Origin of the sequence: Nonomuraea terrae, from assembly GCF_044465245.1 — a bacterium.
GTDB classification, from domain to species: domain Bacteria; phylum Actinomycetota; class Actinomycetes; order Streptosporangiales; family Streptosporangiaceae; genus Nonomuraea; species Nonomuraea terrae.
In genome coordinates, this window is record NZ_JBITLL010000008.1 from 782734 (window position 1) to 793267 (window position 10534).

General features: G+C 70.5%; 11 protein-coding genes. 6 read left to right on the plus strand and 5 right to left on the minus strand.

Translation table 11 applies throughout. The features are described from left to right. Positions 1-127: 127 nt before the first annotated feature. Entirely contained in the window at positions 128-337 is a 210-nt protein-coding gene (locus ACIBP6_RS42205) for a hypothetical protein (protein ID WP_397060238.1), read from the minus strand. 1044 nt (positions 338-1381) lie between these two features. On the opposite strand from ACIBP6_RS42205, the gene ACIBP6_RS42210 reads away from it, so the two are divergent. The 3 genes from ACIBP6_RS42210 to ACIBP6_RS42220 all read left to right on the plus strand — a co-directional run bounded on the left by ACIBP6_RS42210 (position 1382) and on the right by ACIBP6_RS42220 (position 3796). Further along, entirely contained in the window at positions 1382-1765 is a 384-nt protein-coding gene (locus tag ACIBP6_RS42210; protein WP_397060240.1) for a GNAT family N-acetyltransferase, read from the plus strand. 226 nt (positions 1766-1991) lie between these two features. Continuing rightward, positions 1992-3113 carry a sensor histidine kinase gene (locus ACIBP6_RS42215; RefSeq protein ID WP_397060242.1) on the plus strand — a complete coding sequence of 374 codons (1122 nt, stop codon included), beginning with the start codon at positions 1992-1994 and terminating at the stop codon, positions 3111-3113. Then, the gene (locus tag ACIBP6_RS42220; RefSeq protein WP_397060244.1) at positions 3110-3796 is read left to right on the plus strand and encodes a response regulator; all 687 of its coding nucleotides are present in this window, start codon (positions 3110-3112) and stop codon (positions 3794-3796) included. Before ACIBP6_RS42215 ends, ACIBP6_RS42220 begins: the two co-directional genes overlap by 4 nt. A gap of 184 nt (positions 3797-3980) precedes the next feature. Here ACIBP6_RS42220 and ACIBP6_RS42225 read toward each other — a convergent pair whose 3' ends face one another. Then, the gene (locus tag ACIBP6_RS42225) at positions 3981-4631 is read right to left on the minus strand and encodes a TetR/AcrR family transcriptional regulator (RefSeq protein ID WP_397060246.1); all 651 of its coding nucleotides are present in this window, start codon (positions 4629-4631) and stop codon (positions 3981-3983) included. Between the two features lie 76 nt (positions 4632-4707). Here ACIBP6_RS42225 and ACIBP6_RS42230 point away from each other — a divergent pair, with 76 nt between their 5' ends. Beyond that, the gene (locus ACIBP6_RS42230; protein WP_397060248.1) at positions 4708-5811 is read left to right on the plus strand and encodes an FAD-dependent monooxygenase; all 1104 of its coding nucleotides are present in this window, start codon (positions 4708-4710) and stop codon (positions 5809-5811) included. Positions 5812-6017: 206 nt separating this feature from the next. Here ACIBP6_RS42230 and ACIBP6_RS42235 read toward each other — a convergent pair whose 3' ends face one another. Continuing rightward, positions 6018-6230 (minus strand): hypothetical protein, encoded by a 213-nt coding sequence (locus tag ACIBP6_RS42235; RefSeq protein WP_397060250.1) that lies wholly within the window; start codon positions 6228-6230, stop codon positions 6018-6020. 310 nt (positions 6231-6540) lie between these two features. On the opposite strand from ACIBP6_RS42235, the gene ACIBP6_RS42240 reads away from it, so the two are divergent. Then, positions 6541-7473: an LppY/LpqO family protein gene (locus ACIBP6_RS42240; RefSeq protein ID WP_397060252.1), complete on the plus strand. Its 933-nt coding sequence runs from the start codon at positions 6541-6543 to the stop codon at positions 7471-7473. A gap of 24 nt (positions 7474-7497) precedes the next feature. On the opposite strand, the gene ACIBP6_RS42245 is transcribed toward ACIBP6_RS42240, so the two are convergent. Continuing rightward, positions 7498-7941, minus strand: a complete 444-nt coding sequence (locus ACIBP6_RS42245) for a GNAT family N-acetyltransferase (RefSeq protein ID WP_397060254.1) — start codon at positions 7939-7941, stop codon at positions 7498-7500. Between the two features lie 34 nt (positions 7942-7975). After that, complete coding sequence (locus ACIBP6_RS42250; RefSeq protein WP_397060256.1) at positions 7976-9541, minus strand: MFS transporter; 1566 nt, start codon at positions 9539-9541, stop codon at positions 7976-7978. Positions 9542-9828: 287 nt separating this feature from the next. Between ACIBP6_RS42250 and ACIBP6_RS42255 the strand changes: the two genes are divergently transcribed. Then, entirely contained in the window at positions 9829-10353 is a 525-nt protein-coding gene (locus ACIBP6_RS42255) for a DUF4396 domain-containing protein (protein ID WP_397060258.1), read from the plus strand. Positions 10354-10534 lie beyond the last annotated feature (181 nt).

The following is a 10534-nucleotide window of genomic DNA, read 5'->3' on the forward strand; positions in this document are numbered from 1 at the left end:
GCGATCTCCTTCGTCACCCCTGGGGCTTGGGGGTGGGGTTACCGGTCGGAAGCCAGGCCCCGGGGCGGCCGTAGCGGCGCGAACCGACGGACGTCTTGTCAGAGCGCCACTGCCACGCTGCGGAAACTCACTGGATCAGGTCGGCGTGCGGATGATCCGGCGCTGCCGGGCAGGCGTGGAGCTGCAGATCGTAGCCTCCGGCGACCTCGACCATGGCCGGGTTCGCCGGGTGGGGGTTGGTGATGGACGGCGTGGCGTGAGCTTGATCCTCGTACGGGACCCCACTGCGGGTGCTGTCGTCCCATTCGGTCGAGGCGATGGTCAGCAGCGGCTCCATCTCGGCATCGCAGGCGGGGCAACGACCGGTGGACGGGGTCGGTGAGGCCCCAGCGCGTCCAGCCGCCGACCTTCCAGCCGCCGACCTTCCAGCCGGGAGCGACGGACAACTCGTCACGGTAGAACTCCTCCGGGGCGGGCGCGTAGCAGCCGGCCGGAGCGGCGCCGGCCGCCTGCCACGTTCTCCCATCTCCCAGCCGCTCCTGCACCTCCTCGCTCAACTCCATGGGGTCGGGGTACTCGGTGACCTGCTCCGGGTCGAGCGGCCACGGCTCCGGCACGTAGCCACCGAACTGAACCGCGGCCGGCTCCGGTGGCGCGGTGAGGACGTCGGTGACCGCGGCGGCGGACCGCCAGAACAGCGCGGTCCTGGGCTTGGGCTCCGGCAGGTGGTCAAAGGGACACCACAGCACCTGCAGCAGGTCGGCCCGCCCGGGCGGGCGCAGTCGGGGGACGTCGCGCACGTACAACGGGGCCACGGGCAGCATGGCGACCGGGCCCTCTGGCCATGGGCGGCCGGCGTTGATCCGACGGTCGATCGCCAACTCCTCCGGCGTGAAGCGCGGTCGGCCCGGCTGCCGGCCCGCCGCCGCCCGGATGCGCCGCCGCAGCCGCACGTCCCCCGCGAGGTGGCCGGATTCCGTCCGGCACGTGCGGGCCGTCGCAGTACGGCCACGGCTCGGCGGCGGGCCACAGGGGTGGCGCGCCGACCGAGCTGTCGTGCGGCGACGGCGACCCGGCGCGGGGGTGCAACCGGTCGCCGTGCGTGCCAGCGGAGCCAGTTGAGGAAAGACCGTGGTGACGTCGACCGGCCGTGGCGGGGTGGTACGGCTCATCGTGGCTCCCGATGGCATGAGTCGGTCCGGCACAGTCACGAAGCCCGGTTCGGGCTGCTGATCAAGAGTTGCTCCCCATCCGGATGGCCTGCCGCCATGACGTGGTTGCCTGCTGATTTCGTCCATCCCCCTATGTCGCGCTCCCGGGTGGCGGTTGTCACCTGCGCCCGATCACCGGCGCGGACACCGATCTGGACTACCCGGCCGTGATGGGTTCGCGGGAGCGCCTTTGGTCCATCTACGGCGAGGCGTACGGCTGGCCTACGGCCGACATGACGTACGAGCACGACCTGAAGGACCTGGAGCGGCACGCGAGAGAGATCGAGGCGCACGAGTCCTTCAACTACGCACTGCTCGACGACGAGGAGAACGCCCTACTCGGCTGCGTCTACATCGACCCGCCGGAGCGGCACGGCGCCGACGCCGAGGTCTCCTGGTGGGTGGTGGACGACCGGGTCGGCACCGACCTGGAACGCACGATGGACGCGCTGGTCCCGCAGTGGATCGCGGAGTCCTGGTCGTTCGAGCGCCCGCGCTTCATCGGACACGACCTGTCCTGGAAGGAGTGGCTTCTCCTCCCCAAGCTGACCTGAACCCGCCTGGCACTGTCCCGAGGGGCTGTGGCTTCGGCGAGCTGACGCCGCGGCAGCCGTTGAATGATCGCCGAGGTCCCCGGCCGTGCGGCGCTGACCGGCGGTGACTTGGGCCTGGAGGCGTCGATCGGTGCCCGGGTGCCGTGGCCGACGTTAGGCTTGCCCGATGTTCGCGAGCGTCACCCGTTCTGTTCGCTCCTGGCCGGATTCGTGGCGCGCTCGCCCCATGTACGCCAAGGACGGTGTGCTCGCGGCGACGCTCACGCTGCTGGCGTTCGTACCGACACTGTCCGCCATCTCGGCGGAGCTCGGCGACCTGCCCCAGCGCCCGCCCGACGCGCTGGCCGTGGCGCTGGCCCTGGGTCAGTCCGCACCGCTGGCCATCCGCAGCCGATGGCCGGCGGCCTGCCTGGCGGTCATCGGCACGGCCTTCGGGATCCACCAGGCGCTGGCCTATCCGTCGACGTTCGGCAGCATCGGGCTCTATCTGGCGGTGTACGCGGCCGGAGCGCACCAGGTCCGGTTCCGTCGCGGCCTCGCGCCGGTGTCGACCGCGGGGTATGCCGTGCTGGCGGTCGTGCTGGCCGGCCTGGGGTCGCCCAATCGAGTCCCGGACTTCCTCGCGTTCTATCTGGCTCTGGTGGTGATGTGGATGGCTGGTGTGGGGATACGCAGGTGGCGGGCGGACGAGGCGGAGCGCCGGCGGCTCAGCGCGGATGTGGCCAGGGCCGCCGAGCGGGCACGCATCGCCCGCGAGTTGCATGACGTGGTCACGCATCATGTGACCGCCATGGTGGTCCAGGCGGACGCGGCACAGTACGTGATCGGCGCGGCGCCGGATCGCGCCGGGGCCGGGCTCGCCGCCATCAGCGACACCGGACGGCGGGCGCTGACGGAGCTGCGGCACCTGCTCGGCGTGCTGGAGGCGACCGGCGAGTCTGGCCCCGTGGACCGCACGCCGGCGCTGGGCAGGATCGGCGACCTCGTCGAGCGGGCCCGGCTGTCCGGCCAGCCCGTCGAGCTGGCCGAGCACGGCGAGCCGCGTCCACAGGCCGTGGACGTGGAGCTGGCCGCCTACCGGGTGGTGCAGGAGGCGCTCACCAACGCGATGAAGTACGCGACAGGACGGCGCACCACGGTCACGGTGCACCACCACCCCGATCGCATCGCCATCGAGGTGACCAGCGACGGGTCCACCGGCTCCGCCCCCGTGGTGCCGTCGGGCGGGCGGGGTCTGGACGGGCTGCGCCGGCGGCTGCGCATGCTCGACGGCGAACTGGTCGCCGCGGGCCGCCCCGACGGCGGGTTCAGCGTCCGCGCCCTCATCCCCGCAAGGAGCCAGGCATGACGGAGACCCCGATCAAGGTGCTCATCTGCGAGGACCAGGAACTGGTGCGGGCCGGCTACATCACCATCTTCTCCGCCCAGCCCGACATGGAAGTGGTCGGGGAGGCCGCGGACGGCCGCGCGGCGGTCGAGGCGGCGCGGCGGCTGTGCCCGGACGTCATCGTGATGGACATCCGGATGCCCATCCTGGACGGCATCGAGGCCACCCGGCAACTGGCCGGTCCCAACACCGCAGCTCCCGCGAAGGTGCTGGTCGTCACCACCTTCAACGTCGACGAGTACGTCTACGAGGCGCTCAAGGCCGGGGCCAGCGGCTTCCTGCTCAAAGACGCGCCACCGGCGGAGCTGGTCAACGGCGTGCGCACCATCGCGCGCGGCGACTCCCTGCTGGCCCCCGCCGTCACCCGCACCCTCATCGGCCACTTCGCCGACCGCCTCCGCCCGGCCGACACCCCCAGGCCGGCCAGGGACGCGGTCGTACGGGCGCTGACCCCCCGGGAGCTGGAGGTGCTCGAACAGATCGCCGCCGGCCTGTCGAACGCGGAGATCGCCGCGAAGCTGTTCATCACCGCCGAGACCGTGAAGACCTACGTGTCGCGGATCCTGGCGAAACTCCAGCTGCGCGACCGTGTGCAGGCGGTCGTTCTCGCCTACCGGGTGGGTCTCGTCTCCGGCTCCGACTGAACCACGCGCGGTCGCGCTCCGCCGGCCCCGAAGACCACTCGCTGCGGGACCACGTCATGGGGACAGGTCAGCAGAACTGACGCACGCCCCCGGTGAGGTCTGTGGATCGGCGCGGCGGGGCAGAGCTGAGCTGATCCGGTGACGGGCCGTTGTGCCCTACCGCGCGATCTGTCGTGCCCTCGGATCACGACGGTGCTTGTTCCCGCGACCTGTCCTGTGCGTACCGCTTGTCCTGTTGGCGTAGCCAGGGCCGCAGTGCGGCGTCCGTCGCCTCCTGCAAGCGGCGACTCATGACAGCGGGATCGTCGCCCGCCGTCTCCAGCAGCACCTGCACCGCGCCGGTGACCGCTCCGACGAAGGCCCCCACGAGTGCGGCCGCCCCGACCTCGTCGAGCTCATCGGGATAGGCCGCGGCCAGGTGGCGCGCGATCTCGCGCTGCGCGTCGAGCTGGAGTTGCAAGCCGCGCCCGCGAACCGCCGGCACACTCCGGATGAGCCGCAGCCGGAGCGCGGCCACCCTGCTCACCATCTCGTCGCTGTCACGGTTCACATTGCGCAGCGCACGCAGCAGCACGTCGGCCGGCCGGTCGTCGGGCTCCCGCGTGGCGATGGCCTCGACGGCGGCCGTGACCCGCGAGTCGCTCTCCGGGAAGAGCAACTCCTCCTTGCTGGCGAAGTAGCTGAAGAAGGTGCGCGTGCCGATCTCGGCGGCCTCGGCGATGTCGGCAACGGTCGTGCCCTCGTAGCCATGCTCCTCGAACAGCTCCACGGCGGCCTGGACGATCGCCTGGCGGGTTCGCTGCCGCTTGCGTTCGCGCAGGGTGAGCTCAGCCATGCCGCAGATGGTATCGCATGGAATGCTGGTCGGCACTCATTGCAAGTCGGCATCGAGTGCAGCTACTGTCCAAGACATGAAGACCGTGCTGATCTCGGGAGCCGGCATAGCCGGAAGCACCCTCGCCTACTGGCTCACCCGCCACGGGTTCGAGCCCACCGTCGTGGAGCGCGCCCGCGGCCGGCGTTCCAGCGGCAACCCCGTCGACGTTCGCGGGCCCGCCCGGGTGGTCGTCGAGCGCATGGGTGTCCTGCCTGAGCTGCTCGCGGCGGCGACGCGCGTGACCCGGCTGAGCTTCGTGGACGACCACGGCAGGCGCATCGGCGGCATGGCCATGCCCTCCGACGACATCGAACTGCCCCGTGCCGACCTGGCCCGCCTCCTCTCCTCGGCGGCGACCGCCGACTACCTCTACGACGACACCATCACCGCTCTGCACCAGGACCCCGGCGGCGTGGACGTCACCTTCGAGAACGCCGCGCCCGGCCGCTTCGACCTGGTCATCGGCGCTGACGGGCTGCACTCGGCGGTCCGCCGCCTGGCCTTCGGCCCGGAGCGGCGGTTCATCGACCATCTGGGCATCTACGTGGCCACCGTGCCCCTGCCCGACCTCGTCCTCGACCCGCACGAGGTGCTCCTGCACAACACCCCCGGCCGGGCCGTCGCCCTGCACCCCGGCACCGGTCGGGGCGGGGCCGCGTTCTTCTTCCGCAGTCGCGCCGTGCCCGATTTCGACCACCGTGACACCGACCAGCACAAGCGGCTGCTCGCCGACGCCTTCGCCGGGGGTTCCTGGCGCATCCCCGATCTGCTCGACCAGGTACCGCGCGCGGACGACCTCTTCTTCGACTCCGTCAGCCGTGTGCGTCTTGGCAGCTGGTCGACCGGACGGATCGCGCTGCTCGGCGACGCGGCCTCCTGCGTCTCGCTGTTCGGTGACGGATCCACCCTGGCCATCGCCGGCGCCGCGACCCTGGCTGATGCGCTGGCCGCACACCGAGACGATCACGCGGCGGCGTTACGTGCCTACGAGTCCCAGCACCGCCGGCTGACCAAACCCAAGCAGCGCTTCGTCTCGCCGGCGTCCCGGCTGCTCATCCCGGCCACCAGCTACGGCATCGCCGCCCGGAACGCCGGCACGCGCCTGCTGTCAGCGGTCTCGCGCACCCGCGCCGCCTGACCGGATGCCACGTTCCGCCCGTACCCCTGAAGAGGCTGACCCTTCCTGGCCGCTGCGCCCTTGACGCGATTTCGCTGCCGACCGGGTCGGTGCGGTGCCCGACGGGGCTACGCGCAGGTTCGGTGGTCAGACCGCGGCGCAACGCAAGGTCCTGATGTCGGCCTCGGCCTGAGCCCGCTACGCGGGTGCGGCGTCGATGGCCTGCCTCACGCCGAAGCAGCCGCCACGCCGGCGCGGGCGGCGTTGTCCGGTGTGAGGACGAGTGCCAACCGCAGCCGCTCGCGCTCGGGACGCTGCACCGTCAGCACCACCTCGGCGAACAACGCGTCGAACTCGGCCACCCGCAGTGGCCGTTCGGCGGTGGGCAGCGTGCAGGCCGACGGCACCCACTCTGGGCCGAAGGCAAGGTCGTGTGCCATACCTCGACCGTAACCCTGTGCCTGGCACCGGTCGCGAGCTCCGCCAAGGTCACGTCGGCGCAGAAGGCTCAACGCGCGGCCGAGCGGGCAGCGAGAAACGGGTTTGCGTCTCCCTCCTATCGGGAACGGCTGGAGCAAATCGGGATCAGATATCGCCAGGCGATACTCCGGGGACGGTTCGTACTACGGGCCAAGGTGAAGCGGTTCGCGGCACTGCCGCCGACTTTCTGACGCGGTCGACCGGAACACCGGCCTCACGCTGCCCCTCACCCCCTCGCAGTGAGCGGAAACTGCATAGGAGGAGGCCCATATGGCTTATCGCATACCGTTGCGGCGCAGGGCCGCACGCGTAGCGGCTGGTGCCGCAGCCATCGCCGTGACGGTGACCATGACCACCGGCGCCGCGGCCGGACAGGCCCGCGCCATCGACTGGAACGCCGTGGGCCGCGCGATCGGCCAGCCGCTCACCACCGAGGCGGGAGGCGTGCACACGGCCGAGTGGCTGCGTACCGACCTGCACGTGGTGAACGCCGGAGTCACCGAGAATCCCGGCATGGAGCTGAACGCCGAGGCGTCGTTCCACCAGACCACTCCCGGCAAGGCGCTCTTGATCGGTGAGGTCACTCTCACCGGCGCCGAAGTGGGCAAGGTGGCCGATCGTCTGGAGCGCGGCGGCGTGCAGATCACCGCGCTGCACAAGCACATCCAGGACGAGACCCCGCGGCTGTGGTGGATGCACTACTGGGCGCAGGGCGACCCCGTCGTGATCGCCCGCACCGTGCACGCCGCCCTGACGCAGACCGGCATTCCGCTCAACCAGCGGGAAGGAGAGGAACATCCCGTCGACCTGAACACCGCACAGCTGGACCGCATCATCGGCACCAGGGGCGAGAACGAGAACGGCGTGCAGGTCTATCACATCCCGGTCGCCCGGAAAGTCGTCGACACCCGTGCTCACATCACCCTGCCGTACCTGATGGAGGCGTCCACCATGCTGGCGTTCCAACCGCTGGGCGGCGGACGTGCGGCGATCAACGGCGACTTCACCATGACGGCCGACGAGGTCAACCCGGTGATCAACGCCCTGCGCGCCCATGGCGTGACCATCATCGAGCTGCACAATCACATGCTGTACGAGCAGCCTCGCCTGTTCTACATGCACTTCTGGAAGACCGGAGACGCCGCGACCCTCGCCCGTGACCTGCGCGCCGGACTGGATCAGGTTCACGCGCCACGACGCTGAGGGGAACGGCCTCCGGTCACACCACTAGACGGTCGCGTCGCCCACCAGACGGCAGATCTTCTTGGAGACGAGAGTGGCGCCGATGCGCCGGTAGAACCGCTGCGCCGCCACGTTCGCCTCAGCGACCTCCCATCGGATCACCCGGCCCTCGGCCAGCTGGGAGATGGCACGCATCAGGTGCTCGCCGACCTTCGCGCCGCGCTCTCCGGAGCACACGTACAGGTCGTCCAGCGCGAGATAGTCCTGGCCGCTCCAGAAGCTGACCCGCTGGAGCCAGGACACGTAGCCGATCGCCTTGCCGTCCCGCTCGGCGATCAGGTATCCGACGTCGGGGCGGGTGAGCAGGTCCGCGAGGCGATCGACGCTCACCGCCACCTGCGCCGCGTGGCCCTGGTTCTCGGCCAGTTCACGCATCAGTGCGCGCAGGGTCGCTGCGTCGTCGGCCGTCGCGCGGCGGATGGTCGTCATGGATCACCTTTCGTCGTCGTGAAGTTCAGCGCGGTCATGCTGCGGGCTGCTCGGCCGTGGTCGCCGGCTGCCCGGTCGGAGGGACGTGCCGGAGCCTGACCGCCGCCAGGATCGCGGCGACGGCGGCGATCACGGCGGAGATGACGGCGGCGACATTGAGCCCGCTGGTGAAGGCCTCGCGGGCTGGGACGAGCAGTGCGGCGCCCAGGTCGGCCGGGAGCCCCTGGGCCGCGGAGACTGCTCCGCCGAGGCTGTCGCGGCCGGCCGAAGCGGCCTCGGGCGGCAGGTTCGCGGGCAGTGTGCCATCGGTCTGGGCGCGGTACACGGCGACTCCCAGGCTGCCGATGAGCGCGATACCGAGCGAGATGCCCAGGTCGCTGCAGGTGGTGGCCAGCCCGGAGGCCGCTCCCGCCTTTTGCGGTGGTACGGAGCCGACGACCATGTTGGTGGTCAACGCCATGGACGGCGCGACGGCGGGGTAGAGCACCATGAAGCCCGCGACCAGCAGCGGCAGGCCGCCGACGGCGCCGACCTGGGTGAGCATCAGATAGCCGATCACCTGGACGACCAGCCCGGCGGCGATCAGGTGGCCAGGACGGACGCGGCGTACCAGGACCGGCGAGAGGGTGGAGACGACCACCAGCAGGGCCGCGCCGGGCAGCACCCACAACCCTGCCCGCAGGGGCGACAGGCCCTCGACGAGTTGCAGATACTGCGTGAAGAGCAGGTAGATGCCGCCGAGCGCGGTCGCCGAGAGCAGGAAGACCCCCAGCGCGCCGCTGACCGTGCGGTTGGCGAACAGGCGCACGTCCAGCAGTGGCTCGGGCAGGCGCAGTTGGCGGACGACGAACCAGGCACCGAAGGCCAGCCCGAGCCCGATGCTCACCACCGCCACTGCGAGCCCGCCGTCCTTGGCCAGCTCCTTGACGCCGTAGACGATCGGCAGCAGGGTCGCCAGCGACAGCGCCACGCTGAACAGGTCGGGCCTGCCCGCGGCCGGGTTGCGGTGATCGGGCAGCAGCAGCGGGGCGCCGATCGCCACGATCACCATGACGGGCACGCCGACCAGGAAGGCCGCGCGCCAGGAGAACGTCTCCAGCAGCGCCCCGCCGATCACCGGGCCGAGGCCGGTACCGACGGAGATGGCGCCTGACCAGACGCCCACGGCGATGCCGCGCTGCCGCGCGTCGGTGAAGGTGGCGAAGATCAGGCCGAGGGTGGCCGGCATCTGGGTGGCCGCGGCGATGCCGAGCACGGCCCGCCAGACGATCATCAGGCCGGGGTCGGAGGTGTTGGCGGCGATCACCGAGACGACGGCGAAGACGGCCGCGCCCGCGACCAGCAGCCGCCGATGACCGATCCTGTCGCCCAGAGTACCCATGGTGACCAGCAGCCCGGCCATCAGGAAGCCGTAGATGTCGACGATCCATAAGGTCTGGGTGCTGCTCGGCTTCAGGTCCGCGGCCAGCTGGGGGATGGCCAGGAACAAGATCGTGAGCATCATGAACAGCAGCAGGGCGGGCATGACCAGCACGGCCAGCCCGAGCCAGGTCCTGACACCGGCGCGTCCGCCCGGGTCGATCTGTGTGGATGGCTGCAAGGGGAGTCCCTTCAAGTGATTGCCGGACCGCGCGTCGTCAGGGCTTGGCGCGGGCTCCCGGACAGGTGCCCGGCAAGATATACGGTACGGCGGCAGGGTATATCAAGCGGCGGCATACCCCCTTCGGGTTTCTGATCCAGCCGTGCTCGGCACGTTGTCCGCGGGCGGGGACGAAAGCCTTGAACTCATCCGCCCTGGTTCGACCGTACAACCATCTAGTTGTAGGGCACAACTAGCTTCCCGTCCGACATTTTCGGCTATATACCCCGTATCCGTATGATGGCCGCATGGACCATAGCGATCACCATCCGCCAGGACCCACCCGGCTGCCCGAACAGGACCATGCGGGTGCGCACCACCCGGCCGGCTCCACCGTGGCGACCTGGGGAATGGCCGCGCAGGCGACGCTGCACTGTCTGATCGGCTGTGCCATCGGCGAAGTGCTGGGCATGGTCATCGGCACCGCCACGGGGATGTCCGACGTCGCCACGGTGGCGCTCGCGGTCGCCTTGGCGTTCGTGTTCGGCTACGCGCTGACGATGCGCGGTGTGCTCCGTACCGGAGTGGACTTCCGCACCGCGTTGAAGGTCGCGCTGGCCGCGGACACCATCTCCATCGCGGTCATGGAGATCGTGGACAACGCGGTGATGCTGACCGTGCCCGGCGCCATGGACGCCGGACTGACTACGTGGCTGTTCTGGCTGGCGCTGGCCGGAGCCTTCGCGGTGGCCTTCGTCGTGACGACGCCGGTGAACAAGTGGCTGATCTCCCGGGGCAAGGGCCATGCGGTGACGCACCAGTACCACCACTGATCACCTCCGTCGTACGAATGTGGCCGAAAGCGGGGATCGCCTTCGGCCACATGGACGAGGGCTCCTACCTGAAGCGGCGCAGCCTGAGGCTGTTGCTGACCACGAACACGCTGGAGAACGCCATCGCCGCCCCCGCGATCATCGGGTTGAGCAGGCCCAGCGCGGCCAGCGGCAGCGCGGC

Excerpts from the sequence above, each read along its gene's own strand:
- ACIBP6_RS42205 (WP_397060238.1), bottom strand. The coding sequence starts at position 337 with ATGGAGCCGCTGCTGACCATCGCCTCGACCGAATGGGACGACAGCACC.
- ACIBP6_RS42210 (WP_397060240.1), top strand. The coding sequence starts at position 1,382 with ATGGGTTCGCGGGAGCGCCTTTGGTCCATCTACGGCGAGGCGTACGGC.
- ACIBP6_RS42215 (WP_397060242.1), top strand. The coding sequence starts at position 1,992 with ATGTACGCCAAGGACGGTGTGCTCGCGGCGACGCTCACGCTGCTGGCG.
- ACIBP6_RS42220 (WP_397060244.1), top strand. The coding sequence starts at position 3,110 with ATGACGGAGACCCCGATCAAGGTGCTCATCTGCGAGGACCAGGAACTG.
- ACIBP6_RS42225 (WP_397060246.1), bottom strand. The coding sequence starts at position 4,631 with ATGGCTGAGCTCACCCTGCGCGAACGCAAGCGGCAGCGAACCCGCCAG.
- ACIBP6_RS42230 (WP_397060248.1), top strand. The coding sequence starts at position 4,708 with ATGAAGACCGTGCTGATCTCGGGAGCCGGCATAGCCGGAAGCACCCTC.
- ACIBP6_RS42235 (WP_397060250.1), bottom strand. The coding sequence starts at position 6,230 with ATGGCACACGACCTTGCCTTCGGCCCAGAGTGGGTGCCGTCGGCCTGC.
- ACIBP6_RS42240 (WP_397060252.1), top strand. The coding sequence starts at position 6,541 with ATGGCTTATCGCATACCGTTGCGGCGCAGGGCCGCACGCGTAGCGGCT.
- ACIBP6_RS42245 (WP_397060254.1), bottom strand. The coding sequence starts at position 7,941 with ATGACGACCATCCGCCGCGCGACGGCCGACGACGCAGCGACCCTGCGC.
- ACIBP6_RS42255 (WP_397060258.1), top strand. The coding sequence starts at position 9,829 with ATGGACCATAGCGATCACCATCCGCCAGGACCCACCCGGCTGCCCGAA.